General features: G+C 61.3%; 25 protein-coding genes. 18 read left to right on the top strand and 7 right to left on the bottom strand.

The window, feature by feature from the left end; genetic code table 11:
* Positions 1-36: 36 nt before the first annotated feature.
* The 3 genes from proC to HEP89_RS14650 all read right to left on the bottom strand — a co-directional run bounded on the left by proC (position 37) and on the right by HEP89_RS14650 (position 1,967).
* Positions 37-855 carry a pyrroline-5-carboxylate reductase gene (gene proC / locus HEP89_RS14660; protein ID WP_168692358.1) on the bottom strand — a complete coding sequence of 273 codons (819 nt, stop codon included), beginning with the start codon at positions 853-855 and terminating at the stop codon, positions 37-39.
* Complete coding sequence (locus HEP89_RS14655; RefSeq protein ID WP_022998082.1) at positions 852-1,352, bottom strand: YbjN domain-containing protein; 501 nt, start codon at positions 1,350-1,352, stop codon at positions 852-854. The genes proC and HEP89_RS14655 overlap by 4 nt, the downstream gene beginning before the upstream one ends.
* A 348-nt stretch (positions 1,353-1,700) precedes the next feature.
* Positions 1,701-1,967 (bottom strand): accessory factor UbiK family protein, encoded by a 267-nt coding sequence (locus HEP89_RS14650; protein WP_022998083.1) that lies wholly within the window; start codon positions 1,965-1,967, stop codon positions 1,701-1,703.
* 253 nt (positions 1,968-2,220) lie between these two features.
* Here HEP89_RS14650 and lgt point away from each other — a divergent pair, with 253 nt between their 5' ends.
* From lgt to HEP89_RS14595, 11 genes are all read left to right on the top strand, one after another.
* Complete coding sequence (gene lgt, locus HEP89_RS14645; protein WP_077292130.1) at positions 2,221-3,036, top strand: prolipoprotein diacylglyceryl transferase; 816 nt, start codon at positions 2,221-2,223, stop codon at positions 3,034-3,036.
* Positions 3,033-4,121 (top strand): class I SAM-dependent methyltransferase, encoded by a 1,089-nt coding sequence (locus tag HEP89_RS14640; RefSeq protein WP_077292129.1) that lies wholly within the window; start codon positions 3,033-3,035, stop codon positions 4,119-4,121. The genes lgt and HEP89_RS14640 overlap by 4 nt, the downstream gene beginning before the upstream one ends.
* A gap of 55 nt (positions 4,122-4,176) precedes the next feature.
* Positions 4,177-4,941, top strand: coding sequence for a peptidoglycan editing factor PgeF (pgeF, locus tag HEP89_RS14635; RefSeq protein WP_077292128.1), 765 nt, complete (start codon positions 4,177-4,179; stop codon positions 4,939-4,941).
* Positions 4,942-4,950: 9 nt separating this feature from the next.
* Complete coding sequence (locus HEP89_RS14630; RefSeq protein ID WP_022998087.1) at positions 4,951-6,108, top strand: Xaa-Pro peptidase family protein; 1,158 nt, start codon at positions 4,951-4,953, stop codon at positions 6,106-6,108.
* A gap of 91 nt (positions 6,109-6,199) precedes the next feature.
* Positions 6,200-6,721 (top strand): hypothetical protein, encoded by a 522-nt coding sequence (locus HEP89_RS14625; RefSeq protein WP_022998088.1) that lies wholly within the window; start codon positions 6,200-6,202, stop codon positions 6,719-6,721.
* Between the two features lie 239 nt (positions 6,722-6,960).
* Positions 6,961-7,893 carry a ribose-phosphate pyrophosphokinase gene (locus HEP89_RS14620; protein WP_031268253.1) on the top strand — a complete coding sequence of 311 codons (933 nt, stop codon included), beginning with the start codon at positions 6,961-6,963 and terminating at the stop codon, positions 7,891-7,893.
* Between the two features lie 390 nt (positions 7,894-8,283).
* Positions 8,284-9,291 carry a BMP family protein gene (locus HEP89_RS14615; protein ID WP_168692357.1) on the top strand — a complete coding sequence of 336 codons (1,008 nt, stop codon included), beginning with the start codon at positions 8,284-8,286 and terminating at the stop codon, positions 9,289-9,291.
* Between the two features lie 96 nt (positions 9,292-9,387).
* Positions 9,388-10,935: an ABC transporter ATP-binding protein gene (locus tag HEP89_RS14610; protein WP_168692356.1), complete on the top strand. Its 1,548-nt coding sequence runs from the start codon at positions 9,388-9,390 to the stop codon at positions 10,933-10,935.
* The gene (locus HEP89_RS14605) at positions 10,932-12,014 is read left to right on the top strand and encodes an ABC transporter permease (protein WP_168692355.1); all 1,083 of its coding nucleotides are present in this window, start codon (positions 10,932-10,934) and stop codon (positions 12,012-12,014) included. The genes HEP89_RS14610 and HEP89_RS14605 overlap by 4 nt, the downstream gene beginning before the upstream one ends.
* A complete protein-coding gene (locus HEP89_RS14600; protein ID WP_022998093.1) occupies positions 12,011-12,955 on the top strand; it encodes an ABC transporter permease in 945 nt (314 codons plus the stop codon). Before HEP89_RS14605 ends, HEP89_RS14600 begins: the two co-directional genes overlap by 4 nt.
* Before the next feature lie 9 nt (positions 12,956-12,964).
* The gene (locus tag HEP89_RS14595; protein WP_168692354.1) at positions 12,965-14,257 is read left to right on the top strand and encodes an amidohydrolase family protein; all 1,293 of its coding nucleotides are present in this window, start codon (positions 12,965-12,967) and stop codon (positions 14,255-14,257) included.
* A 181-nt stretch (positions 14,258-14,438) separates the two neighbouring features.
* On the opposite strand, the gene HEP89_RS14590 is transcribed toward HEP89_RS14595, so the two are convergent.
* Positions 14,439-15,209 carry a hypothetical protein gene (locus tag HEP89_RS14590; protein ID WP_168692353.1) on the bottom strand — a complete coding sequence of 257 codons (771 nt, stop codon included), beginning with the start codon at positions 15,207-15,209 and terminating at the stop codon, positions 14,439-14,441.
* An 87-nt stretch (positions 15,210-15,296) separates the two neighbouring features.
* Between HEP89_RS14590 and HEP89_RS14585 the strand changes: the two genes are divergently transcribed.
* Together HEP89_RS14585 and HEP89_RS14580 are read left to right on the top strand one after the other, a co-directional pair.
* The gene (locus HEP89_RS14585; RefSeq protein WP_168692352.1) at positions 15,297-15,863 is read left to right on the top strand and encodes a MarR family transcriptional regulator; all 567 of its coding nucleotides are present in this window, start codon (positions 15,297-15,299) and stop codon (positions 15,861-15,863) included.
* Entirely contained in the window at positions 15,860-16,546 is a 687-nt protein-coding gene (locus tag HEP89_RS14580; RefSeq protein WP_168692351.1) for an MOSC domain-containing protein, read from the top strand. The genes HEP89_RS14585 and HEP89_RS14580 overlap by 4 nt, the downstream gene beginning before the upstream one ends.
* Before the next feature lies 1 nt (position 16,547).
* Here the strand turns inward: HEP89_RS14580 and HEP89_RS14575 are convergent, their stop codons facing one another.
* Positions 16,548-16,895 (bottom strand): TfoX/Sxy family protein, encoded by a 348-nt coding sequence (locus HEP89_RS14575; protein ID WP_168692350.1) that lies wholly within the window; start codon positions 16,893-16,895, stop codon positions 16,548-16,550.
* 344 nt (positions 16,896-17,239) lie between these two features.
* Between HEP89_RS14575 and HEP89_RS14570 the strand changes: the two genes are divergently transcribed.
* Both HEP89_RS14570 and pth read left to right on the top strand, forming a co-directional pair.
* A complete protein-coding gene (locus HEP89_RS14570) occupies positions 17,240-17,863 on the top strand; it encodes a 50S ribosomal protein L25/general stress protein Ctc (RefSeq protein ID WP_022998099.1) in 624 nt (207 codons plus the stop codon).
* Positions 17,864-18,023: 160 nt separating this feature from the next.
* The gene (gene pth, locus HEP89_RS14565) at positions 18,024-18,812 is read left to right on the top strand and encodes an aminoacyl-tRNA hydrolase (protein WP_168692349.1); all 789 of its coding nucleotides are present in this window, start codon (positions 18,024-18,026) and stop codon (positions 18,810-18,812) included.
* Between the two features lie 51 nt (positions 18,813-18,863).
* On the opposite strand, the gene HEP89_RS14560 is transcribed toward pth, so the two are convergent.
* Together HEP89_RS14560 and HEP89_RS14555 are read right to left on the bottom strand one after the other, a co-directional pair.
* Positions 18,864-19,469 carry an OmpA family protein gene (locus HEP89_RS14560; protein WP_168692348.1) on the bottom strand — a complete coding sequence of 202 codons (606 nt, stop codon included), beginning with the start codon at positions 19,467-19,469 and terminating at the stop codon, positions 18,864-18,866.
* On the bottom strand, positions 19,466-21,160 hold the full coding sequence (locus HEP89_RS14555; RefSeq protein ID WP_168692347.1) for a DUF4384 domain-containing protein: 1,695 nt from the start codon (positions 21,158-21,160) through the stop codon (positions 19,466-19,468). The genes HEP89_RS14560 and HEP89_RS14555 overlap by 4 nt, the downstream gene beginning before the upstream one ends.
* Positions 21,161-21,392: 232 nt before the next feature.
* Here HEP89_RS14555 and ychF point away from each other — a divergent pair, with 232 nt between their 5' ends.
* From ychF to HEP89_RS14540, 3 genes are all read left to right on the top strand, one after another.
* The gene (ychF, locus tag HEP89_RS14550) at positions 21,393-22,493 is read left to right on the top strand and encodes a redox-regulated ATPase YchF (RefSeq protein WP_168692346.1); all 1,101 of its coding nucleotides are present in this window, start codon (positions 21,393-21,395) and stop codon (positions 22,491-22,493) included.
* A 160-nt stretch (positions 22,494-22,653) separates the two neighbouring features.
* On the top strand, positions 22,654-23,952 hold the full coding sequence (locus tag HEP89_RS14545; protein WP_168692345.1) for an MFS transporter: 1,299 nt from the start codon (positions 22,654-22,656) through the stop codon (positions 23,950-23,952).
* A gap of 165 nt (positions 23,953-24,117) precedes the next feature.
* On the top strand, positions 24,118-24,801 hold the full coding sequence (locus tag HEP89_RS14540; RefSeq protein WP_022998105.1) for a fumarylacetoacetate hydrolase family protein: 684 nt from the start codon (positions 24,118-24,120) through the stop codon (positions 24,799-24,801).
* Positions 24,802-24,835: the final 34 nt, after the last annotated feature.

The raw sequence follows: 24,835 nt of genomic DNA, 5'->3' as shown, positions 1-24,835 counted from the left end.
CTTTTGTCTGATTAAACCCGTGTTGCCGGGATGACCTCAGCCGGCCAGCTCCCGCGCGCGTTTGACGGCGGCGGCAACCGCCTCGCTCATAACCGGCTGCAATCCTTCGGCGTGCATCAGCACGTCAAGCGCAGCAGCCGTCGTGCCGTTCGGGCTGGTAACGTTCTGGCGCAGGATGGAGGGATGTTCACCGGACTGGTGCATCAGCTCCCCTGCCCCGCACACCGTGGCAACGGCCAGCTCATGAGCTATCTCTTCGGGAAGCCCGGCCTGCTTGCCCGCTTCGCTCAAGGCTTCTGCAAGGAAGAAAACATAGGCTGGGCCCGAACCACTGACACCGGTCACCAGATCGATCTGGTCTTCGCTGTCGAGCCAGACCACCTTTCCGACCGCCGACAGAAGCTTGGTGACATCTTCGCGGGAAGAAGCGGAAACTGCCTCAGTCGGATACACCGCCGTGATGCCGCGTTTGACCATGGCCGGTGTGTTCGGCATGCAGCGGCAGATCGGCACCTTGCCGAAGTATTCCTCGAATCTGGCAACCGGAGTACCAGCCGCAATCGACAGCACGAGCGTGTCTGCAGCAACGGCAGACTTCAGCCCGGGCAGGACCTGGTCCATGAGCTGTGGCTTGATCGCCACCAGCACGATGCCAGCCGTAAGGTCATCCGGGACCGAAGTCACATGGCGGATGCCGTGTTTCTTGAGGAGGGCGTCCATCTCTTCGGAAAGACGCGGGTCGCTGACCACGATGGCGGCGGGATCGATCCCTTCCGCCATCCAGCCTGATAACATTGCCCCGCCCATCTTGCCGGCTCCGACAAGAAGGAAAGGCCGTTCCTTTGAAAAGCTCATGCTTCTCCTGCGGTTTCAAACAAGGCCGTATTCAACGCCTCGGCTGCCGAATGACCGGCCCAGACGACGAATTGAAAGGCTTGATAGAAACGTTCGCAGTTTTCAAGGGCATTTGTCAGCATTCCCTCGATCTGTGCCGAGGAGGCCTCCGCACCGCCCGCAAGAAGCAGCGACTGCCGGAACATCACCACGTTCTCCTTGTTCCAGAGATCGAAGTGGCCCATCCAGAGCTGTTCATTGACCAGTGCGAGCAGACGGACAACTTCCGTCTTGCGCAATTCGGTGACCTTGAGGTCAAAAGCGCAGGCAAGATGAAGGGCTTCGACTTCCTCCATCCACGAGAAGGAGACGTGGTAATCACACCAGCTCCCCTCCAGGGATATGGTGATCTCGTCTTCGTCCGACCTTTCGAACGTCCAGTCGTTCAAGGCGGCGAACGTCTCGATGGTGTCAACGGGATTACCAGGTCGCTCGAGTTCAAGCTCGATGAGGCTCATGTGCCTACTCCCCTTCTGAGCCGGGGGCCTAGAACCCGATCACGATAACCGGGCGGGCCGCCGGGAAAAGTCCCATGCCGGAGGAGCAAAACGCGTCCTGTTACGGCCCTTTTAGAAGGGAACCGGTTCCGTCTTGCTCCGACGAATCCCTGTTATCTTTCAGTATAGGAGCAGGATTGACTTAAGCGATACATACCAATTGAGCGAAAAAAGCCGAAACTTGTGGACGACTCAGCGGTATTTTTCATCACACTGCCCAAAATCAACGCAAACCCGCCATGTTCACGCGTCGTAATTCTGTCATCAACTATTAACAGAAAACGCTCACATCGACGTCAACAAATCGGGTTAAGCGTCTCCAGCAGCGCCGGATTCCGGATTTTCGAGTTTGGCGATCCGCGATTCGAGCTCGTCGATCCGGTCCAGAGCGCGCACTGCCATCTCTTTGACCGCTTCGTGCTCTTCGCGCGAAACCACGTCCATGTCGGACAGGAAACGCTCGGCCTGCGCACGGAAGGCAGTCTCCACCTCGCGGCGGGCACCCTGGGCAACACCGGCGGCGTCGGTCATCAGCTTGGCAAAATCATCGAGAAGACGGTTCGGGCCTTGGGTCATCGGACCCTCCTTGATCGGAAAAACATGCGATGGGAGAGAGGTATGAGGGAATGGCGGGAACTTCAAGGACCAATTCCGCCGCAGCCGAATTCACTATCAACAGGAGCAATCTCCCGAGCCCTCTTGCGGGTAGCGCCCCACCGGCCTGACAAACCCGTGTCGGCTTGACGAGGCGGACAAGATCGCGCAAGCGTTCAGCCCGAAACCCGCCCGCGCACCATCGGAAGGTTCTGCCGTGCCGCCTGTTCTGGTTATGCCCTTTCCCGCAATCGATCCTGTACTCGTCGAATTCGGGCCCTTTGCCCTGCGCTGGTACGCGCTTGCCTACATCGTCGGCATTCTGCTGGCCTGGCGCTACATGCGTCTGCTGGTGGCCAACGACCGGCTGTGGGGTGGCATTGCCCGTCCCACACAGCTCGAGATCGACGACTTCGTGCTGTGGGGAACGCTCGGTATCATCATCGGTGGCCGCCTCGGCTACGTGCTGTTCTACAATCCAGGCTATTATATCGCCCACCCGGCCGAAGCGCTCGAGATCTGGACCGGTGGCATGTCCTTCCACGGCGGCTTTGCCGGCACCGTCATCGCGATGATCCTGTTTGCCTGGAAACGCGGCCTGTTGATCTGGACCCTGTTCGACCTTGCCGGCTGCGCGGCTCCCATCGGCCTGTTCTTCGGCCGTATCGCCAATTTCATCAATTCCGAGCTCTGGGGCCGGCCGACGGATGTACCCTGGGCCGTGGTTTTTCCGAACGGCGGACCGGATCCCCGTCATCCAAGCCAGCTCTATGAAGCCGCGCTCGAAGGGATCTTGCTGTTTCTGGTTCTGATGGTGCTCAGCCGGCGCTTCAAGCTTTTGCAAAAGCCCGGCTTTCTTGCCGGTGCCTTTGCCTTCGGCTACGGCATCGCCCGGTCGATAGCAGAACTCTACAGGGTTCCGGATGCCCATATCGGCTATCTGAGCGGCTTTCTCACCATGGGCATACTGCTGTCCGTTCCGATGATCCTGGCGGGCCTCGCAACCATGATCTGGGCCGCCCGGCGCCGGACCGGAGCAACCGCGGCGTGACGGCACTGAAAGACAGGATCAAGGCACGGATCGAAACCGAGGGCCCGCTTTCGGTCGCGCAATACATGTCCGTTTGCCTCGGGGACCCGGACGCCGGCTACTACATGACGCGCGAACCGTTCGGCACCGCGGGCGATTTCGTCACAGCACCCGAAGTCAGCCAGATGTTCGGCGAACTCGTCGGGGCAGCCTGCCTGTCCGCCTGGCAGGCGCTTGGAGAGCCGGCGGAATTTCAGCTGGTCGAACTTGGGCCCGGTCGCGGCACACTGATGTCCGACCTCTTGCGGATGGCAGCCCTGCGTCCAGCCTTTGTGAAGGCGGCTCGCCTGAACCTGGTTGAGACCAGCCAGCGACTGAGGGACATGCAGTCAGCGACGCTGGCGCGCGGTCCGTTGAAACCGCAGTTTCGCGACCGGTTCCAGGACGTTCCGGACGGTCCGCTGATCCTGGTTGCCAACGAGTTTTTCGACGCCCTGCCGATCCATCAGTTCGTCAAGACCGAACACGGCTGGCAGGAACGCCAGATCGGGCTTTCGCAGCACGGAGAGCTGATCTTCGGTGTCGGCACCGCCCGCCTGCCCGATGACGCTGTGCCCGCTGGTCTATTTACTGCACCGGACGGCACAATCTTCGAAACCCAACCCGCCGCCAATGCGATCGCCGAAGAAATCGGCCGGCGGATTGCAGACAAAGGCGGTGCAGCACTCGTCATTGACTACGGGTATCTGAAGACTGCTGCCGGCGACACGCTGCAAGCACTTTACAGGCACGCCTATGACGACGTCCTGGCTCATCCGGGAGAAGCGGATCTGACCGCCCATGTGAATTTCGAGGCATTGGCGGCGGCGGCTGTCCGGGCAGGCGCCCGCGCTCTTGCGCCGCTGACCCAGGGCGAATTCCTGCTTCGTACCGGTCTTCTGGAACGGGCAGGTGCCCTTGGTGCAGGTAAAACCCACAGCGAACAGGAGGCGATCCGCGATGCCGTCGAACGGCTGGCTGCGCCTGACCAGATGGGGGATCTTTTCAAGGTGCTCGCTGTGACGAATTCCGGAAATTCGTTTCCCCCGTTTGACAGCGCGTCCTGAACACCCCAAGGATCAGTCGCTGGCGTGGCGAATCCCCTCCCCTCAGGAGCCCTGAATGAAAATTGAAGCAGACGTTTTGAAGCTGGATGGTATCCGGCACGGCTTCTTCACCCGCCAAGGCGGCGTTTCCGGCGGCATCTACACCAGCCTCAATATCGGTCTCGGTTCGGACGATGAGCGCAGCAGCGTTCTTGAAAACCGCGACCGGGTTGCCGGCCAGCTCGGCATTGGTGCCGATCGCCTGGTGTCCCCCTATCAGATCCACTCCGCCGACGTGATCACTGTCAGCGCACCGTTCGCACAGGATGCGGACCGCAAGGCCGATGCCCTGGTCACGGCCACACCGGGCCTTGCCATCGGCATCGCGACGGCCGATTGCGGCCCGCTTCTGTTTGCAGATACCAAGGCGGGTGTCATCGGCGCTGCCCATTCAGGCTGGAAAGGCGCCGTTACCGGCATCTTGCAGAATACAGTTGCCGCCATGGAAGCTCTCGGCGCGACCAGAACCAACATCACGGCGGTGCTGGGTCCGACGATTTCGCAGGGCGCCTATGAGGTCGGCCCCGAATTCAAGGAACGTTTCCTTCAGGAGCACCCGGACAACACCCGCTACTTCAAGCCTTCGGAACGGGCAGAGCACTTCATGTTCGACCTGCCCGCCTTCATTACGGACAAGCTTCAGGCTCTTGGACTGGGGGCCATTGCCGACCTGGCACTGTGCACCTATGCCGATGAAGACCGCTTCTTCTCCTACCGCCGGACGACCCATCGCAAGGAACCGGATTACGGCCGCCAGATCAGCGCGATTGCACTTTTGTGAGGACCACCCATGGCACTTCATTTTTCCGATGCCGAGTTTGAAAGCCGCTTTGACAAGCTGAAAGCCGCCATGGAGGCGCAGAAGCTGGATGCCATGCTGCTCTTCGCCCAGGAGAGCATGTACTGGCTGACCGGCTACGACACCTTCGGTTTCTGCTTCTTCCAGTGCCTCGTGGTGACGAAGGAAGGACGCCGGGTGCTCCTCACCCGATCTGCCGACGAACGCCAGGCCAAGCACACCTCGAACATCGAGGACATCCGCATCTGGATCGACCGCGGCTCCGCCAGCCCGGTGCTGCAGCTGAAGGAACTGCTGTTCGACATGGACCTTCTCGGCTGCAAGCTGGGCGTTGAATACGACACACAGGGCATGACCGGCAAAATAGCGCTGAAGCTGAACGAGGAACTTACCAGTTTCGCCGATGTCAGCGATGCCTCGCCCCTGATCCCCGAACTTCGTGCGGTGAAAAGCGCCGAGGAAATCGTTTATGTGCGCAAGGCCGCGGAGCTGGCGGACAAGGCCTTTTATGCGGCAATGGATGAAATCCACCCCGGAGCCGACGAGGGCCGCATCCTGGCTGCGATGCAGGGAGCCATTTTTGAAGGTGGCGGCGATTACCCCGGCAACGAGTTCATCATCGGCTCCGACCGCGATGCTCTCCTGTGCCGTTACAAGGCAGGTCGCCGGAACCTGTCCGAACAGGACCAGCTGACACTGGAATGGGCAGGCGCCTACCGCCACTACCATGCCGCACTGATGCGCACGGTGGTGATCGGTACGCCGACGGACCGGCATCTGGAGATGTACACCGCCGCACGTGAAGCACTGGCCGCCGTTGAAACACAGCTCGTCCCCGGCAAGACCTTCGGCGATGTTTTCGACGCTCATGCGGAACGGGTAGACGCTCATGGCCTGATGCCGCACCGGCTGAACGCCTGCGGTTATTCCCTGGGTGCCAGGTTCACACCAAGCTGGATGGACATGCCCATGGCGTACCGGGCCAATCCGGCCGAGGTAAAGCCCGACATGGTGATCTTCATGCATATGATCCTGATGGATTCCAACTCCGGAACCGCCATGACGCTCGGCCAGACCTATCTGACCACGACCGGAACGCCAGAGTGCTTGTCCAAGCTGCCTCTCGACCTGCCGGTCAAGTCAGGCTAAACCAGTTTCAACCTTGCGGCCCGGTTCGCGTTTCGCGTTTCCGGCAGGGCCGCTGCCACGACGATATCGACCGCGAGAGCCAAGCGTCTCCATGACAGACAAGACCACCCAACAATCCATTTCTTCCCGGCGCCTGTTGGCGGTTCTACTGCTTGGAGCAGGGCTTGCAGCCTGTCAGGCTGCTCCACAGCCCCCTACTCCGATCTCGACCACTGTCACCGCGCCGACGATCGCCGGACAGGTCGACCCGGAAGAAGGCATCACCTTCGCGTTCGAACCGTTTACCGGTGCACCGGGCAACATTGCCGACGAGCTGTCCGAAATGATCGGCTCCGAAGCCCGCAAACAGGGCATCACGCTGGTGCGCCGCATCGGCGCGGCCGCCACCTACCGGGTCAATGGCTATCTGTCGGCCACCGGGCAGCCTTCCAACGGCACGGTCTTCTACGTTTTCGACATCGTCGACAGCTCTGGTCGCCGCGTGAAGCGAATCTCCGGAACGGAAGATACCGGCGGAGCCTCAGGCGACCCATGGCAGGCTGTCAGCTCCGGCACGCTGTCGCGCATTGCCAATCGCTCGATGGTGGAAATCAAGGCCTGGCTCAACCGATAATGAATTGCTTTGCCGGGTAATTCCGGCGTGGCGTCACAAAAAATAAAAAAAAGCGGGCGTCAGGCACGAACGCCTGTTGTGGTCCGGTTGCTTGGTTGTTACAACGCCGCCGCCTGCCGAGGGTTTCCGAGCGAGGCTCCCGGCACCCGGCACATGACTTAAGACCTAGGCCTTTCCGCGTGTTTGCAAGGCACAACCTGTCTGCAAAACCGCCGTCGCACCAGAAGGACTTGCGGCTCATGAAGATCGTCGCGGGCAATTCCAACCGAGCCCTGGCTGAGGAAATATCCAAATACCTGGATGCCCCTCTCGCCAAATGCCAGGTCCGGCGGTTTGCCGACCAGGAAATCTTCGTAGAAATCCAGGAAAACGTACGCGGCGAAGATGTATTCGTCGTCCAGCCGACCAGCTACCCGGCAAACGACCACCTTATGGAGCTGCTCATCATCATCGATGCGCTCCGCCGGTCCTCTGCCCGCCGCATCACCGCGGTCATTCCGTATTTCGGCTACGCCCGGCAGGATCGCCGCGCCTCCGGCCGAACTCCGATCTCGGCAAAGCTGGTGGCCAATCTCATTACCGAAGCCGGTGCCGACCGCATTCTAACCCTGGATCTCCACGCCGGTCAGATCCAGGGTTTTTTCGATATCCCGACAGACAACCTGTTCGCAGCTCCCGTCATGACACGCGACATCAAGGAACGCTACGCGACCGACAATGTCATGGTCGTGTCTCCGGATGTCGGCGGCGTGGTGCGCGCCCGCGCACTTGCCAAGCGCATCGAAGCTCCGCTCTCCATCGTCGACAAGCGTCGCGACAAGCCTGGGGAATCGGAAGTCATGAACATCATCGGTGACGTCAAGGGCTATGACTGCATCCTGGTCGACGACATCGTCGACAGTGGCGGCACGCTCTGCAACGCTGCCGAAGCCCTGTTGTCCAAGGGCGCACAGTCGGTAACGGCCTATATCACTCACGGCGTTCTGTCCGGTGGTGCCGTTGCCCGCGTGACCTCTTCCAAGCTGAAGGAGCTGGTTATCACCAACTCCATCGAACCGACTGCCGCCATCACGGCTGCAGCCAACATCCGTGCAATCTCGATTGCCCCGCTGATCGGCGAAGCAATCAACCGCACGGCACTGGAAAAGTCGGTGTCCAGCCTCTTCAGCTGATCGCCGAAACGTCGACTGCTCAAGACGCCCGGCCCGTGCCGGGCGTTTTTGCGTTCAGGCCATATCTTTTTGCGAAAGTTGCCTTTTCCAAGATTGCCGTATTGCCCGCTGCCGTAAAATTGGGCCCAGGCCCGACCCGGCGGGAGGGAATCGGAGCCGGAAGCCGGCCCCCACAGGGTTTGCAACCGGGCCCCCGTATTCGCCCCTTCAGGCCACATTCACGCCAACATCGGACGGGTAGTTTCCACCCCTCACAACCAGTCCGCGCCAAGCTTCACAAATTTTCCCAATTGTTCAAAAAATTTGCCGCCGAAGCTCCTGCCCAGCTTGTGAGCACGCATATTTTGTGGTCATCTAAGCCTGCACAAGGTCTTTTCCAGGGGATTTCAGATGCTCACTTCCAAACCATTTTCCAGGGCCCGCAGGGTCATGTTGACGGCCGCACTGGCTGTCACAGTATCGGCAGGACTATCCGTTCCTTCCGCCAATGCTGCCGACCCGGTCAAGGTCGCAGCGATCTACACCGTTCCGGTCGAACAGCAGTGGGTCAGCCGCATCGACAAGGCGCTGAAAGCCGCCCAGGAACGCGGCGAAATCACCTACACCTTCTCCGAAAACGTTGCCAACACCGACTATGAGCGCGTCATGCGCGAATACGCCGAACAGGGCATGGATCTGGTGGTTGGCGAAGCATTCGCCGTCGAGCGCGCCGCCCGCAAGGTGGCTGCGGAATATCCGGACACGGCTTTCCTGATGGGGTCGTCCTTCGGACCGGCTCAGCCGAACTTTGCCGTCTTCGACAACTGGATCCATGAGCCCAGCTATCTCTCCGGCATGATCGCCGGTGCCACCACCAAGTCGAATGTCATCGGCATGGTCGGCGGCTACGCCATTCCCGAAGTGAACCGCCTGATGAACGCCTTCATGGAAGGCGCAACCTCCGTGAACCCGGACGTGAAGTTCCTCGTGACCTTCATCAACTCCTGGTACGACCCGCCCAAGGCCAAGGAAGCTGCCTTCGCGATGATCGACAAGGGTGCGGACATTCTCTACGCAGAGCGCTTCGGCGTTTCCGATGCGGCCAAGGAAAAGGGCATTCTGGCGATCGGCAACGTGATCGACACGGCAAGCGACTATCCGGGCACCATCCTGTCCTCCGCGCTGTGGCACATGGAACCGACCATCGACAAGGCGATCGGCCTTGTTGCCAGCGACACCTTTGAACCTGCCGATTTTGGCCCCTACAGCTTCATGTCCTACGGCGGCGGCAGCTTCGTTGTGGACGAAAGCCTTGCTCCTGCCGACGCGGTTTCCGCGGCAAAGGCCAAGGAGCAGGAAATCCTCGACGGCCTGTTCCGCGTCAATGTGAACGACAGCGAACCGAAATCCACCATGTAGGCTTTCGCCTGCCACGTCCGGCGGTCACAATGACCGCCGGCGATTCCCGGCCGCGGGGTTCAAGCGCGGCATTCATTCTTTTCCCGGGGGGATCATATGGCAGGTCCGGCACAGGACGCTGGTGTCGTGCTGCGGTTGGACGGCATCACCAAGCGCTTCGGCGCTCTGACGGCCAATGGCGACGTATCGCTCGATTTGAAACAGGGCGAGATCCTTGCCCTTCTCGGCGAGAACGGCGCCGGCAAGACCACCTTGATGAACATCCTTTTCGGGCACTACGTGGCCGACGAAGGCCGGGTCATGGTTTCGCCGGACGGCTCCGGCTTGAGCGAACTGGAACCAGGCTCGCCGCATGCCGCGCTCCAGGCAGGCATCGGCATGGTGCACCAGCACTTCACCCTTGCCGAAAACCTGAGCGCGCTCGACAACATCCTTCTGGGCACGGAACGGCTTGCCGCGCTTTCCTCTTCCCGGGCGCCTGCCCGCCGCAAACTGGAAGATCTGATGGCCCGCTCCGGCCTGACGGTTTCCCTCGATGCCCGCATTTCCCAGCTTTCCGTCGGCGAAAAACAGCGGGTGGAAATCCTGAAGGCGCTCTACCGCGATGCCCGCGTGCTGGTTCTGGACGAACCGACCGCTGTGCTGACGCCCCAGGAATCCGACACTCTGTTCGCGACCTTGAAAAAGCTGGCCGACGACGGACTCGGCATCATCTTCATCTCGCACAAGCTGGCGGAAGTCCTTGCCTCTTCGCACCGGGTCGCCGTGCTGCGCGGTGGCCGCAAGGTGGCCGACCTGCCGACAGCCGAATGCGACCGGCGCAAGCTGGCCGAGTTGATGGTCGGCCATGCCATTGTCGAGACAATGCGGTCCCCTGGCACACCGGGCGCACCGCTTTTCGTCTTGAACAAGGCCTCAGCCGGACATGGCCGCGATGCCTTGCACGCGGTCGACCTCACGCTGAAATCCGGTGAAATCCTCGGCATTGCCGGAGTTTCGGGTAACGGCCAGACGACGCTTGCTCGGGTCATTTCCGGTCTGGAACCGCTCACCCAAGGATCCATGACGCTGGAAGGCACGGTGATCGGCCACGCGAGTGCCCGAACCATGATCGACAACGGCCTTGCCCGCATTCCCGAAGACCGTCACCACGACGGCATTGTCGGAGCGATGAGCGTTTCGGAAAACCTTGCCATCGAAGCCATCCGCAAACCGGAAAACCAGCGCCTCGGTCTGCTGCGGTTTTCCGCCATGCGGGAGCGGGCGCGCAACCTGATCAAGGCTTACGATATCCGCTGCCAGAGCGAGGACAGCCCGGCGCGGCTGCTGTCGGGTGGCAATATCCAGAAGATCGTATTGGCCAGAACCCTCGAAACTGTTCCAAAGGTGGTGCTGGCCGCCCAACCCTCGCGCGGGCTGGACGTCGGCGCCACGTCCGATGTTCACAAGCGCCTGCTGGCGGCTCGCGACCGCGGGGCCGGTGTCATCCTGATCTCGGAGGATCTCGACGAACTCATGCGCCTTTCCGACAGGATCGCCGTGATCCACCGCGGACATCTGTCCGCGGCAGAACCGAGCGAGACGCTGGACCGCGGCTCTCTCGGCCTCAGGATGGCCGGTCATAATACGGAGGACGCAGCATGATCCGCTTCGAACCGCGTGGCCCCTCCTCCGTTTCCCGTATGCTGGGTGTATCGATTGCCGCCGCCGTTGCCGCCCTGGTGCTTGCCGCCATCCCCATGGCCTTTGCCGGCTTGTCGGTGTTTGAGGCCTACAGCCTCATGGCCAAGGGCGCCTTCGGCTCACTCTTTGCCTTCACCGAAATGCTGACAAGGGCGACACCGCTGATACTCACCGGCCTGGCGGCAGCCGTCGCCTTCCGGGCCAAGCTCTGGAACATCGGCGCCGAAGGCCAGCTTTATGCCGGCGCCCTTGCGGCGGTTGCCGTCGGCACCGGTGTCATTTCCGCGCCGCCCTACCTTCTCATTCCCATGGTGATTGTTGCCGGTGCGCTCGCCGGCGGGCTGGTCATGCTTGGTCCGACCCTTTTGAAAACACGGCTTGGCGTCGATGAAGTCGTCACCACCTTGCTGCTGAACTTCATCATCCTGCTCTTCGTGCAGATGATGCTGGAAGGCCCGATGAAGGACCCCATGGGCATGGGCTGGCCGCAATCGGAACCCATTCTAGATGAATCGGCCTTGCCCAAGCTGATGGACCGGATGCGTATTCACTGGGGCCTTGTAATCGCCCTCGTTTCGTCGCTCGGCGTCTATTTCCTCTTGAAACGCACCGTCTGGGGTTTCGAAATCCGCGCGGTTGGCGAGAACGCCGCTGCCGCACGTCACGCCGGCATTCCGGTCACCGCAACCTTCATTCGCGTCGGGCTTCTGTCCGGCGCGCTGGCAGGGCTCGCCGGCGTTGGTGAAGTTGCCGGTCTGAAAGGCTATCTGACCGCTGACCTATCACCCGGTTTCGGCTATTCCGGCATCGTTGTCGCCATGCTTGCCGGGCTTTCCCCGGCCGGTGTCGTTCTGGCAGCTCTCTTCATCGCCAGCATCTTTGTGGGGGCTGATTCCATGTCCCGTGCCACTGGTGTCTCCAACTATCTGGCAGACCTGATCGTCGCCATGGCGCTGTTGTGCGTCCTGGTCTCCGGTCTGTTCCTGCGCTTCAAGATCCGCTTCGTCGGCAGCCAGGCAAACCCGGAGGCGGCAGAATGACCGAGATCCTCGACATTCTCATCTCCGCCAACTTCTGGGCGGCCGCGCTCCGCATCGCGACCCCGCTGATCTTCGGCGTCATCGGAGCGCTTGTTTGCGAACGCGCCGGCGTCCTCAACCTCGGCATCGAAGGCATCTTCACCGCCGGTGCCATGGCCGGCTGGATGGCGGTCTGGCTCGGCGCAGGCCTGTGGGGCGGTGTTCTGGTCGCGGCGATGGCCGGCGCCTTCTTCGGACTGATCCACGCCATTCTGACCGTGCCTCTCGGGCTATCTCAGCACGTCTCGGGCATTGGCGTGACGCTGTTTGCCACTTCGCTCAGTTATTTCATCTACCGGACGGCCCTGCCGGATGTCTCGTCACCGCCCCGGATCGAGGCTTTCAAGCCGCTCGACATTCCGGGCCTGAGCGACCTGCCGTTCCTCGGGCCAGCCCTGTTCCAGCAGACGCCCCTGACCTTCCTCGCCCTGCTGTTGGTCGCGGTCACGGCCTATGTGCTCTACCGAACCCCGCTCGGCCTGGCTATCCAGGCGGTCGGCGACAATCCGGCTGCGGTGGAATCGCAGGGCCTCTCGGTCTATGCGATCCGCATCGGGACGGTGGTTGCGGGCTCAGCGATCATGGCGCTTGGCGGCGCGTTCCTGACCATGTCGGCCTTCGACGCGTTTTTCTTCGGCATGGTCAACGGCCGTGGCTGGATCTGCATCGCCCTGACGGTGTTCGCCTCCTGGCGCCCCGGCAAGGCCCTGATCGGCGCTCTGCTCTTCGGGGCTTTTGATGCCTTCCAGGTGCGTCTTCAGACCGAGGTCGGCAGTTTCATTCCCGGCCAGGTGTTCCTGATGATGCCGTATCTGCTTTCCATCGCCGCGCTGATTGTCGTTGCCCGCCGGGCAGACTATCCAAGGGCCCTTCTTGTGCCCTACTTCCGTGGTCAACGCTGAGACAGTCCCATGAGTTTCGATCTCCTCGTCAAGAACGCCAACCTGCCCGACGGCCGCCACGGCATCGACATTGCCTGCCGGAACGGCCGTATCGAGGCTGTGGAAGCCGGGATCACGGCGGACGCCGGCCAGGTGATCGATGCTGGCGGACACCTCGTGTCGCCACCGTTTGTCGACAGCCACTTCCACATGGATGCGACGCTGTCGCTCGGCCTGCCGCGCATGAACCGCAGCGGTACGCTGCTGGAAGGCATCGCGCTTTGGGGAGAACTGAAGGAGATCCTGACCGTCGATGCCGTTGTTGAGCGGGCCCTGAGATATTGCGACCTGGCCGTCTCGCAGGGGCTGCTGGCAATCCGCACCCATGTGGACGTGTGTGACGACAGATTGACCGGCGTCAAGGGCCTTCTGGAAGTGCGCGAGAAGGTGAAGGACTACATCGACCTGCAACTGGTCGCCTTCCCCCAGGACGGGCTCTACCGCTCTGCCACCGCCGAGAAGAACCTTCTGACGGCACTCGACATGGGCGTCGACATCGTCGGCGGCATTCCGCATTTCGAACGCACCATGGACGACGGCGCCCGATCGGTCGCGCGGCTGTGCGAAATCGCGGCCGAACGCGGGCTGATGGTCGACATGCACTGCGACGAGACCGACGATCCGATGTCGCGCCATATCGAGACGCTCGCCTATCAGACCCAGCGCCTCGGGCTGCAGGGCCGCGTCGCCGGATCGCATCTGACGTCCATGCATTCCATGGACAATTACTACGTCTCCAAGCTGTTGCCGCTGATCGCCGAAGCGGAAGTGCATGCCATTGCGAACCCGCTGATCAACATCACGTTGCAGGGTCGGCACGACACATATCCAAAGCGCCGCGGCCAGACCCGTGTTCCGGAGATGCGGTCCTACGGCATCAATGTCGCCTTCGGCCACGACTGTGTGATGGACCCCTGGTACTCAATGGGCTCCGGCGACATGCTGGAGGTCGCCTCCATGGGGCTTCACGTTGCCCAGATGACCAGCCGCGACGCCATCCGCTACTGCTACGACTGCGTCACCGCGCACCCGGCCAAGGCTATGAACCTGGAAGGGTACGGCCTGGACAAAGGCTGCAAGGCGGACTTCGTGCTGCTGCAGGCCCGAGACACGATCGAGGCCATTCGCCTGAAGGCAACGCGCCTTGCGGTCGTCAAGTCCGGCAAGGTGATCGCAACAACCCCGGCCCGGCAGGCGCAACTCACCCTCCCCGGACGTCCGGCCCAGGTCGACCCGGCCTCCTACGCTCCGCACGAGGGCTGACCGTTTTTCCAAGTTCGCCCCCTGCCCCTCAGAGCCCTCTTCCCCGTCATGCCATGGCTCGACCATGGCATCCACGCCGTTTCCCTGCCCCAGTCACGGCCTAGGGACCCGGCCCGGTCGCGGCATGGATTACCGGGTCAAGCCCGGCAATGACGCGGTGAGTGGTTGGTGCTGATGCGGCTCAGTTCCCGGCCATTTTTCCCGGCAGACTGAGATCACCGGAGGCAACGTCGAAGACGTCGACGACGCACAGCAGTGGGGCGTGGACGTTCTGGTTCACCCGCAGGGCCGACGTGACGCCGTCATACGACAGGGTCTCAACAGTGCTTTCATCGGCAAAGGCCACGTTGAGGGTAATTTCCTCTGCCTCCATCACGGGTGAAAATCCAGGGCTGTCGATGTAGATCGGCAGGCCCGGCCAGGTGGCCGGCATCTTCGGGTTGGTACCATCGGGAATATCCTGCACGGAGAGTGCGCCGGCACCGCAGGCCTCGTTCGGTGTCAGCACCACCCAGTGCGAGTGCCATTTCGCACCGTCGTTCAGAAGGTCGCCGTCGCCATCTTCATCAAAAAGCGGTGTGTCGTCGAAATCCGGATGGCTGGTAGCCACCAGCGCAAGGATGCCGTTCCCCCCTTCAAACCCGACCGTTTCCGGTTTCAGTGACGTTGGCCAGACATAGGACTGCACCGGCGCCCCTGCGAGCGCACCGTTTGCCTCCGGCACGCTCGCACCGGCCGTTCCCTTCAGTGTCATGTGGAAGGTTACGACACGCCCCTTGCGGTGCACATGGGCGGCCAGGATGTCGTAGTTCGGGTCAATCTCCTGGTTTTCCGGCGACAGGATTGCTCCCGTCTGGTGAACCGCGTGACTGCCGCCTGCAGATGCCACAGTCGGCAGGACGATCGTTGACATACCTGCGATCAAAACAGCTTGGGAAATGGATTTGTACATCGGCTTTCTCCTTGATTGAGGACGCAGCCTTATTAGTAGCGACTCGAAACTATTGCAAGTTTAATTTCGACTCGCTACATAGAGAGCATGTTTGCTCCAACCGACACACAGACCATTCGCGACCTGATCGACCGGTTGACGCGTCTTGCCGCTGCCGAGGAGTGGAACGGGCCTTTGAACCCGTCACAGTTTGCTGCGCTCAACTATCTTGCCCGGGCAAACCGCTTTTCACGCGCGCCCTCGCACGTGGCCGATTTTCTGGCAACGACACGCGGCACGGCTTCGCAAACCCTCAAGGCACTTTCCCGCAAGGAGCTGATCGCCGAAACGCGTTCGGACGAAGACAAGCGCAGCATTCGTTATGACGTCACCCGGGCAGGCCGGGACCTGTTGCAGGACCCTTCGTCTCTGGAGAATGTCATCGACGCCTTGCCGCCGGACGTCGCTGCGTCGCTGGCCTCGTCCCTGAAAGCACTTGTCCTGACGATGCTGCACGAGCGGGGTGGCCGCTCGTTCGGTCTCTGCAGCACCTGCCGCCATCACGAGGCAAGGGAAACGGGGGGCTATTGCAAGCTTCTCAACGTGCCGCTCTCGCCTGTCGATGCCGCACAGCTCTGCCACGAACACACACCAGCCGAAAGCCATCAGCCATGACCGCCAAAGCCCGCATTGTCTCCCTCTTCACCGGAGAGCCAGAACACCGTTGGGAGGGCAAGGAGCCGTCTGCCATCCGCAAGACCCGCGCAGATGGTATCCTCCAGGTCAGCTCCACCGGCATCACCACCGACCGTCAGGCGGATCTTTCCGTACATGGCGGACCGGAAAAGGCACTGCATATCTATCCGGCGGAGCATTATGCCCACTGGCGGGACGCCTTTCCGGAAAAGGCGGAAATCTATCAGCCAGGCGGTTTCGGCGAGAACATCGCTTCAGAAGGCTTTACCGAGGAAGACCTGTGCATCGGCGACATCCTGTCGGCGGGCACGGTCCGCATGCAGATTTCCCAGGGCCGCCAGCCTTGCTGGAAGCTGAACATGCACACAGACAACCCTACGCAGGCAGCCCATTTCCAGAAGACAGGCCGAACCGGCTGGTATTTCCGGGTGCTGCAGGAAGGGTCGTTTCAGACAGGCGACGAGTTGACCGTCGTTGAACGCCCCTGCCCGGACTGGAACCTGCGCGAGGTCATCCACGCCCGGTTCAACCCTCGGCTGGATCCGGCGGTGGCAAAGGCCCTGTCAGAACTTGAAGAGCTGGCTGAACCCTGGCGTGTCTCCTTCGCCAAAAAAGCCGATCCGGCCTTTCAGGAAGACACATCGAAAAGGCTCAACGGATAGGTCAGGCACCTTTGGGCGGCAGTGTCAAAGCATTGGCGATGGCAAGATCCAGCCAGTTTTGCAGAACTTCGTCGGTGCAATCGTCTTCACCGACGAAGAACATGCCACTCAACGTGCGCCCGCCCTGAACGATCGGTTCAGCACCCGGCAGTGCCAGCCCGGCAGCATGGCTGGACTTGCCCAGACGGAAGATGAAACGTCGTTCGCCCTCCCTGGTGCGATCGGCACCCGCGATCATGTGGCCATGCAGCAGAAAGCACATCGCGCCCATCATCCTTTTTTGGCTGATGCCTGCCCTGTTTCCAAGCGCCTCGCGCAAGCGGTCGTTGAGGTCTTCATCGATGGCCATGGGGTCGATTCTTTCAGACAGGGAAGGTCAGGAAAACGGTTTCGGACAGCGGGAGACATACCCGCACAGAGGACCGCAACCTCTTTCGGACGAGCCATTCGGTCAACCGGAAGGTTCAGCAAATCTGTGTTACAGACCGGTTTGCAGGTGACCAGCTTGAAATTTCCGCAGTTCCCTGCGACAAACGAGCGACTGCGGACTTGCACTTTCCTTGCGCTTTGGGTATATCCGCGCTCGCGCCTGCACCCCTGGAGGAGGCGCTTCTGGACCGATCCCGGACAACATGAGTCTTCTGGCACGGTGGTTCGCCGGTCCGTTACCTATACACTCGAAGGAGTTTTGCCATGGCTGCCAGCTATGAGCTGAAGGCGTCGGCACGGGACCGGGTGGGCAAGGGGGCCGCACGGGCACTGCGTCGCGAAGGCCTTCTCCCTGCCGTGATCTACGGCGACAAGAAACAGGCACTGCCGATCACCATTCCGGTGAAAGAAACCACCATTACCCTGCACAAGGGTGGTTTCCTTACACACATCGGCATCATCGATGTGGACGGCGAAAAGCATCAGGTTATTGCCAAGGATTTCCAGCTGCACCCGGTACGCGACGACGTCATGCACGTCGACTTCCTGCGCGTTGCCAAGGGCTCCACGCTGACGGTTGAAGTTCCGGTTCACTTCCTGAACGAAGAAACCTGCCCGGGCATCAAGAAGGGTGGCGTCCTGAACATTGTTCGCCACACCGTCGAAATGACCGTTCCGGCCGACAACATTCCGGAAGCTCTCGAAATCGACCTGGCCAAGGCACAGCCGGGCGACAGCCTGCACATTTCCGCAGTTAAGCTGCCGGAAGGCTGCCAGCCGACCATCACCGATCGCGATTTCACCATCGCCACGATCGCTGCTCCGGCCGGTATGAAAGAGACCGACGACGAAGCTGAAGCAGAAGAAGGTGAAGGCGAAGCTGAATAAGCTGCAGCCTTGCTTTAAAAATCGGGAGGCGGTCTCCGCCTCCCTTCCCTTTTCGGGAAAACTTGCAGAGCAGCCGCCATCGGCTGCTTTTTTGTTTCAGGATTAGCCAGCCGGTCTGCATTGCGCTAATTGCAGCACGCTCTACCTTGAAAGGCACACCATGAAATTGATCGTCGGCCTGGGCAATCCGGGCGCCAAATACGAAGGCAATCGGCACAATATCGGTTTCATGGCCGTTGATGAGATCCATCGCCGCCACTCCGGCTTCCAGCCCTGGAAAGCCCGTTTTCAAGGTCAGGTTTCCGAAGGCCGCCTCGGCTCGGAAAAGGTCCTGCTGCTGAAACCCAGCACCTACATGAACGAATCCGGCCGCTCTGTCGGCGAAGCCATGCGGTTCTACAAGATCGAGCCGGCAGACATTGTCGTCATCTACGACGAACTCGACCTGCCGCCCGCGAAATTCCGCATGAAGATCGGCGGCGGCCACGGCGGCCACAATGGCCTGAGATCAATCACGGCGCATATCGGCGAAAGCTACCGCCGGCTGCGCCTCGGCATCGGTCATCCGGGCGACAAGAAGCTGGTGTCCAACTACGTGCTGGGTGATTTCGCAAAGGCCGATCGGGACTGGCTGGAGCCGCTCCTGACGGAAGTCGCCGATCAGGCTCCGTTGCTGGCCGAAGGCAAGGACAGCCAGTTTGCCAACAAGTTGACCCTGGCCCTGGAGCCGGAAAAGGCACAGCGCAAGGGCAAGAGCCAGGACGGCAAGGCAAAGGACGGCACGACCAGAGCCGCCAAGGCCGTTGCTCCCGGACAGGGCACCCCTGCACCAGCCAAACCCAAGGGCCAGAGCCATATCCGCCAGGCCCGGCAAGGCAAGTCAGTCAACTTGCCCAAGTCAGGGCCCATGGCTGACATGCTGAAAAAGCTGCTCGGCGGCGGCGACTGAGGCAGTTCCCTCCACGAACACCAGCGCAACCGGGCTGCCTGCCATTGGCGGTCATGACAGCGGCTGAACGTTGATGATCTCCACACGCCTGTTGCGGCCGCTGGCCGGATCGCCCGGGTCGACAGGACGGCTTTCGCCGTACCCCACCGGCACAAGCCGTTCACGGGGGATCGTATAGAACGCAGCCAAAAACTCCGCGACCATGAAGGCCCTTCGTTTGGACAGGTCCAGATTATAGGCCGACGTGCCGCGCAGGTCCGTGTGCCCGGCGATCTGGAAACGCATGTTCCTGAGACGGGGATCCTGCAAGGCCTGTCCGAGCGCCTGCAACGTCAGAATGCCGTCGTTGGTCAGTGAGGCGGAATCGAACTCGAAATTGACCGTCAGATTGATGCGCGGCAGCTCCACTTCCGGCGGCAACTGGCCCTCGATGCTGATCCCGCGAAACGGGTGCGGTTCCTGCTTTCGCATGGACCGGGATTTCGGCGCGCCGGCATCTGGCAACAACGCGTTGATGATCTGATCCGGCGTGACGGACTGGGCGGAGGCGCCGGCTGGCAGCATCATGGGGACCAGCAGCGCCAGAACGGATGCCAATGCCAGGCGGGCGGTTGCAAATTCGATAAGAAAGCGCATGTCGAAACCTTTGAGTGTCACTCTTCCCGGATCGTCAAATGAAGGACGGCTGCAGAAATCTCACGTGGCAGGCTCATTTCGTCCGGCCGGTCCGCCATCCCTGCCCGCAATGCCGTCAGGAAATATCTGTCGTCCGCGGTACCGGCGCCGCCTTCAGCGCTCACAGGCATGGAGAATTGCCCGGCTCCGCCGTTTTCCAGCTCTTCCAGTTGGATGACGGGGCTATGAGCTGCAATCACGATAATGGCTTCCGATCCCGCAGGTGGCTGCACGGTGAACTTCTGACGCCCCTGCCGGCCATCGCCATAGACGAAACGGTCGCCGAATTGCACCTGCTGGCGCACCGGACCGCGACGCGGAAAGAGGTTCACCACAGTGCCGTCGGCCTGCAGATAGACGATATAGAGAAACGAGGCGAAATCCGGCGCAGTCACCTCGAAGGCCAGCGAATCTCCGTAGCGTAGATCCGCGCTGCCTCCCAGGAGCCGAATGCGCGGTCGCGAAGGTTCCGCCAGTGGCCGGGCAAGAGTCTTCAGGGCTTCACACACGGGCCAGGGTCTGACATCGATTTTCTGAAGCTGCTCGGGCGGAAACTCCGCTTCCAGTTTCCGGAGCGCTTCCTGTGTGCTCACGAAACCGGCGAGCAGCGGCATGCCGTCCGGCGTATCTTCGCTCACGTAAAGGCTGCTGCAGCTATCCCCCGCAAAGGCCACCTCATTGTCCCGGTCGGTTCTGGTCAGTCCTGGCACCGGACGCGGCGGCACGATGGACGTGCGCATGATCGACGCATTGTGCATGTCGGCCTTCGTTGCCTCGTAGCTGATCCAGCCATACCCGTCTCCGGACCAGTAAGGCCCCCAGGAGTTCTGGACGAGGAATGCCTGACGCCGTTCATCGTACCCGACGAACACCATCTGGTGTCCTCCGGCGGCCCCGCTGTGACGCCCGAGCGATCCCTGGTAGATCTCTCCCGATTTCAGATATTGCAGCGTCACCCCGTCCGGCGTCTGGGAGGACGGCACCACACCGACCATCAGGAACCCGGTGGCCACGGGGTTACCCGCCGCCAGCTGCTGCTTGATCGCATCCAGATCCCGGTCCGTCGCGTTGCGGCGCTGGCGACCCTTGTCGAACACGAACAGGAAGTCTCGAATGCGGAACCTGTCGGGGGCCATCGTTGCGGTTTCCACCCGTTCCGAACACATCGCGGCGTCCGGAATGTCGTCCTGGTCGGGAGAGCCGTTGCCCTTGAAATAGGCCATCGCCAGAAGCGCATGACTTCCGGCGGTTTCACACGCCTCCTGCCGGTTGCGGATCTGCGAATGGAGAAACGCCGGACTTGGCGTGAAGGTGCGGTTGCCGGGTTCCACGTTGTTTTCAAGCGCAGCGTAATAGCCGCGCATGGCATACCCGATGGCATAGGAAACACAGCTGCCGTATGTCTGCAGCAGGGGTGGTGGCATCATTGGCGACAGGTCGATCGCGTCGGGGATATAGGCCCGTGTGACATTTACCTGTCCGACGCCTTCCAGCAGCGCAGGATCGATCGGCGCATCGCCCAAAAGGCCCGTCAGATCACTCGGATTGAAGCTTTGAGCCGATGCCGGACTTGCCGAGAAGGCAGTGGCACAAGTGGTGACGGCAGCCAGGGTGGCAAACAGGCTGCCGGAAAATGCACACAGAAACCCGTGTTTCTTGCGACTGAAAATCATCGCGTCCCAATTCCCAAAACAATCGCCCAAAACACCCACACGACTATAACCGATAAACAACCGGAGGGAAGCTTTCAGCCGGATCACATCGCCGGACGCCTTTCCTTTTGTCGCTTCATCCTGACATGCTCTTGACAAACACCCGCCCGCAGTCCGCCAAAGCCTTGACCTCTTGACCCGGCTCGGGCATTTAGCGCTGCAAAGTCTCAAGACCAACCGAAAGCGAACTCCCATGGGTTTCCAGTGCGGCATTGTCGGACTGCCGAATGTCGGCAAGTCCACACTCTTCAACGCGCTCACCAAGACGGCAGCTGCACAGGCTGCCAACTATCCGTTCTGCACCATCGAGCCGAATACGGGCGAAGTTGCCGTTCCGGATCCGCGCCTCTACGCGATCCGTGAAGTTGCAGGATCCAAGGAAGTCATTCCGACGCGCATCACCTTTGTCGACATCGCCGGCCTCGTACGCGGCGCCTCCAAGGGCGAAGGCCTCGGCAACCAGTTCCTGGCCAACATTCGCGAAGTCGACGCCATCGCACACGTGCTGCGCTGTTTTGAAGACGACGACATCACCCATGTGGAAGGCACTGTCGATCCGATCGCCGATGCCGAAACGGTCGAGACCGAACTCATGGTCGCCGACATGGAAAGCCTTGAGCGCCGCATTGCACCGCTGAAGAAAAAGGCCTCCGGCGGCGACAAGGAAGCCAAGGCTGTGCTGCCCGTCATGGAAGCCGCGCTGGCCCTGCTGCAGGACGGCAAGCCCGCACGCGTTCTGGAAGTCTCCGGTCCGGATGAAGAGAAGATCCTGAAGGGTCTGAACCTCCTGACTGCAAAGCCGGTTCTCTACGTCTGCAACGTCGACGAGGCATCCGCAGGCGAAGGCAATGCCCTCTCCGCCAAGGTCGCCGAAAAGGCGAAGGCAGAAGGCGCTGCCGCCGTCGTGATTTCCGCGGCCATCGAGGCGGAAATCTCCCAGCTCGACAAGGAAGAACAGGAAGAGTTCCTGGAGACCATCGGGCTTGAAGAGCCGGGCCTCGACCGGCTGATCCGCGCGGGCTACGGCCTGCTGGGCCTGATCACCTATTTCACGGCAGGCCCGAAGGAAACCCGCGCCTGGACCATCACCGAAGGCACCAAGGCCCCGGGCGCAGCCGGTGTCATCCATACGGATTTCGAACGCGGCTTCATCCGCGCGCAGACCATTGCCTACGACGATTACGTCGGCCTCGGCGGCGAAACCGCAGCCAAGGAAGCGGGCAAGGCTCGCGACGAAGGCAAGGAATATGTCGTCAAGGACGGCGACGTCCTGCTCTTCAAGTTCAACACCTGACGAAATCCCGCGCAGGCAGCCAGGCGCCGCCTGCGCGTTTCCAGTCCGCTTCCACCTCCCGGTCAGCCGCCTTCCTCAGAAGGCACGGAAACGGAAGATAAAGACATCCCCTCTAGGGTTACCCGGACAAACGGGAATTCGACCTGCAAGAGGGGCCAATATGGCGGGACGAAGCGACACCAGGATCCGCAAGATCATTGCGGGAACGGTGGGAAACACGCTGGAATGGTACGATTTCGCCGTCTACGGCTATCTTGCCCCCATCCTTGCGCAACAGTTTTTCCCGAGTGACGATCCGACCGTCAGCCTGATCAGCACCTTCGGTGTCTTTGCGGCAGGCTTCCTCATGCGTCCCATCGGCAGTCTGCTGCTCGGCCATATTGCCGACAAGACCGGCCGCAGCCGGGCCCTTCTGTTGTCCGTCGCCCTGATGGCCATTCCGACGACGCTGATCGCCTTCTTGCCGACCTACGACCAGATTGGCATTGCCGCACCTGTGCTGCTGACGCTGCTGCGGTTACTGCAGGGGCTTTCCGTCGGCGGCGAATACACCGGCTCGACCGTCTATCTTTACGAGATAGCCCCGCCCAAGCGTCGGTGTTTCACGGTTTCCTGGGCCCTGGTCGGGGCAACATTCGGCATTCTGCTCGGTTCCGGCGTGGCGGCACTGGCAACCGGCCTCCTGCCGGCGGACGATCTGGGAAGTTGGGGATGGCGCATTCCCTTCGGCTTCGGTCTGCTGGTCGGCCTGACCGGTTTCATGATCCGCAGCGGCACCAAGGCAGAAGAAAAGGATCAACCGCCCTCCTCGCACGATCCTGTCAGTGCTCCGGTTGGCGAGGTCCTGCGTAACCACCGGCCCGCCCTGCTGCGGACGATAGCTTGCAACATCCTCAACGGTGTCGGCTTCTATCTGACGTTCGTCTATCTCACGTCCTACCTGGTCGACTACGTCAAGTTCACCGAAAGCCGGGCCCTGACGATCAACACCAGCGTGATGGTCGTCTTCATGCTGCTGTTGCCTATTGTCGGCTATCTCGCCGACAGGATCGACCGAAGAACCATTCTGCTGTTCGGATCGGGCGGTGTCGCCCTCTTCGCCCTGCCGATGTTCTGGCTGGTGCATCATCCGGATCCGCTCATGGTCATTTTGGGCCAGCTCGGCATGGCCGTTATTCTCACCGCCTTCTTTGCCCCGCTCATGGCCGCCATGGTCGGCCAGTTCCCTGTGTCCGTGCGCGTGACCGGCTATTCCATCGGATATAACATCCCGCTGGCGCTCTTTGGCGGCACGGCACCGCTGTTTGCCACCTATCTGATCGACAAGACCCACCTGCAGCTCGCGCCGGCGTTCTACATGATCGCTGCCGGCTTGCTGGCCTTCGTGGTCATCTGGTTCATGCCTTCGGAGGACGGCAGTATCAGCCAGGACGAAGAAGCGGAGCCGGCTCCAACGTAGTCCAGGGCAATAGGACCACCTGCATTCCGGCCTGAACGCCTCTGGTGTGCCCAACAAATCGCACGGCAAAGGCTGGCTCCACCGGGGCGAACATAACTCCCGCTCGACAGGATGCTGCCGAACCCGGTACAAGCAGGCTTTCGTCAATTCTCGAAAGTGTCTGCGATGTCGACCGTCATTCCGGCTCCCTTCCCCACGATCCTGCCCGTCAGCGAAAGCCAGAAGGGTTTTCCAGTCCGCCGGGTCTATTGCGTCGGTCGAAACTATGCCGCTCATGCCGTGGAGATGGGCCACGATCCGAACAGGGAAGCGCCGTTCTTCTTCCAGAAGAACCCGGACAACCTCGATCCTTCCGGCGAGTTTCCCTATCCGCCCCTATCCAGCGACGTGCATCACGAGGTCGAACTCGCGGTCGTTCTGAAGTCCGGCAAGCGCAGCATCCCGGCAGCCAGTGCACTTGAACATGTTTACGGCTACGCCGTTGCCCTCGACATGACCCGCCGCGACCTGCAGGCGGAGGCCAAGAAGGCGGGGCGCCCGTGGGAAGCCGCCAAGGCTTTTGAACGCTCTGCCCCTATCGGCCGGATCATGCCGGCGGCAGACAGTGGCTTCCTCGACCAGGGCCGGATTGCTCTCAGCGTGAACGGAGAGCTTCGCCAGGAAGGCGACCTCAACCAGTTGATCTGGAAAATACCGGAAATCATCGCCAAGCTGTCCGAGCTGTTCCAGCTTGGTGCCGGCGACGTCATCCTGACCGGAACCCCCGCTGGTGTCGGCTCCGTCCAGCGCGGCGACCTCATGCTGGCGACCATCGACGGCTTGCCGGAGCTGACCGTCAGGGTCATTTGACAGGCCCGGGTGGGCGTGTGCGCGCTCGCGTTGA

Origin of the sequence: Labrenzia sp. 5N (assembly GCF_012395805.1) — a bacterium.
Taxonomy (GTDB): Bacteria; Pseudomonadota; Alphaproteobacteria; order Rhizobiales; family Stappiaceae; genus Roseibium; species Roseibium algicola.
The sequence above is the reverse complement of the archived record's forward strand: the minus strand, read 5'-3'. Positions and strand labels throughout refer to the sequence as shown.

What these genes read in the sequence shown, in the direction of transcription:
- proC (WP_168692358.1), bottom strand. Translation starts at nt 855, where the DNA reads ATGAGCTTTTCAAAGGAACGGCCTTTCCTTCTTGTCGGAGCCGGCAAG.
- HEP89_RS14655 (WP_022998082.1), bottom strand. Translation starts at nt 1,352, where the DNA reads ATGAGCCTCATCGAGCTTGAACTCGAGCGACCTGGTAATCCCGTTGAC.
- HEP89_RS14650 (WP_022998083.1), bottom strand. Translation starts at nt 1,967, where the DNA reads ATGACCCAAGGCCCGAACCGTCTTCTCGATGATTTTGCCAAGCTGATG.
- lgt (WP_077292130.1), top strand. Translation starts at nt 2,221, where the DNA reads ATGCCCTTTCCCGCAATCGATCCTGTACTCGTCGAATTCGGGCCCTTT.
- pgeF (WP_077292128.1), top strand. Translation starts at nt 4,177, where the DNA reads ATGAAAATTGAAGCAGACGTTTTGAAGCTGGATGGTATCCGGCACGGC.
- HEP89_RS14630 (WP_022998087.1), top strand. Translation starts at nt 4,951, where the DNA reads ATGGCACTTCATTTTTCCGATGCCGAGTTTGAAAGCCGCTTTGACAAG.
- HEP89_RS14625 (WP_022998088.1), top strand. Translation starts at nt 6,200, where the DNA reads ATGACAGACAAGACCACCCAACAATCCATTTCTTCCCGGCGCCTGTTG.
- HEP89_RS14620 (WP_031268253.1), top strand. Translation starts at nt 6,961, where the DNA reads ATGAAGATCGTCGCGGGCAATTCCAACCGAGCCCTGGCTGAGGAAATA.
- HEP89_RS14615 (WP_168692357.1), top strand. Translation starts at nt 8,284, where the DNA reads ATGCTCACTTCCAAACCATTTTCCAGGGCCCGCAGGGTCATGTTGACG.
- HEP89_RS14610 (WP_168692356.1), top strand. Translation starts at nt 9,388, where the DNA reads ATGGCAGGTCCGGCACAGGACGCTGGTGTCGTGCTGCGGTTGGACGGC.
- HEP89_RS14605 (WP_168692355.1), top strand. Translation starts at nt 10,932, where the DNA reads ATGATCCGCTTCGAACCGCGTGGCCCCTCCTCCGTTTCCCGTATGCTG.
- HEP89_RS14600 (WP_022998093.1), top strand. Translation starts at nt 12,011, where the DNA reads ATGACCGAGATCCTCGACATTCTCATCTCCGCCAACTTCTGGGCGGCC.
- HEP89_RS14595 (WP_168692354.1), top strand. Translation starts at nt 12,965, where the DNA reads ATGAGTTTCGATCTCCTCGTCAAGAACGCCAACCTGCCCGACGGCCGC.
- HEP89_RS14590 (WP_168692353.1), bottom strand. Translation starts at nt 15,209, where the DNA reads ATGTACAAATCCATTTCCCAAGCTGTTTTGATCGCAGGTATGTCAACG.
- HEP89_RS14585 (WP_168692352.1), top strand. Translation starts at nt 15,297, where the DNA reads ATGTTTGCTCCAACCGACACACAGACCATTCGCGACCTGATCGACCGG.
- HEP89_RS14580 (WP_168692351.1), top strand. Translation starts at nt 15,860, where the DNA reads ATGACCGCCAAAGCCCGCATTGTCTCCCTCTTCACCGGAGAGCCAGAA.
- HEP89_RS14575 (WP_168692350.1), bottom strand. Translation starts at nt 16,895, where the DNA reads ATGGCCATCGATGAAGACCTCAACGACCGCTTGCGCGAGGCGCTTGGA.
- HEP89_RS14570 (WP_022998099.1), top strand. Translation starts at nt 17,240, where the DNA reads ATGGCTGCCAGCTATGAGCTGAAGGCGTCGGCACGGGACCGGGTGGGC.
- pth (WP_168692349.1), top strand. Translation starts at nt 18,024, where the DNA reads ATGAAATTGATCGTCGGCCTGGGCAATCCGGGCGCCAAATACGAAGGC.
- HEP89_RS14555 (WP_168692347.1), bottom strand. Translation starts at nt 21,160, where the DNA reads ATGATTTTCAGTCGCAAGAAACACGGGTTTCTGTGTGCATTTTCCGGC.
- ychF (WP_168692346.1), top strand. Translation starts at nt 21,393, where the DNA reads ATGGGTTTCCAGTGCGGCATTGTCGGACTGCCGAATGTCGGCAAGTCC.
- HEP89_RS14545 (WP_168692345.1), top strand. Translation starts at nt 22,654, where the DNA reads ATGGCGGGACGAAGCGACACCAGGATCCGCAAGATCATTGCGGGAACG.
- HEP89_RS14540 (WP_022998105.1), top strand. Translation starts at nt 24,118, where the DNA reads ATGTCGACCGTCATTCCGGCTCCCTTCCCCACGATCCTGCCCGTCAGC.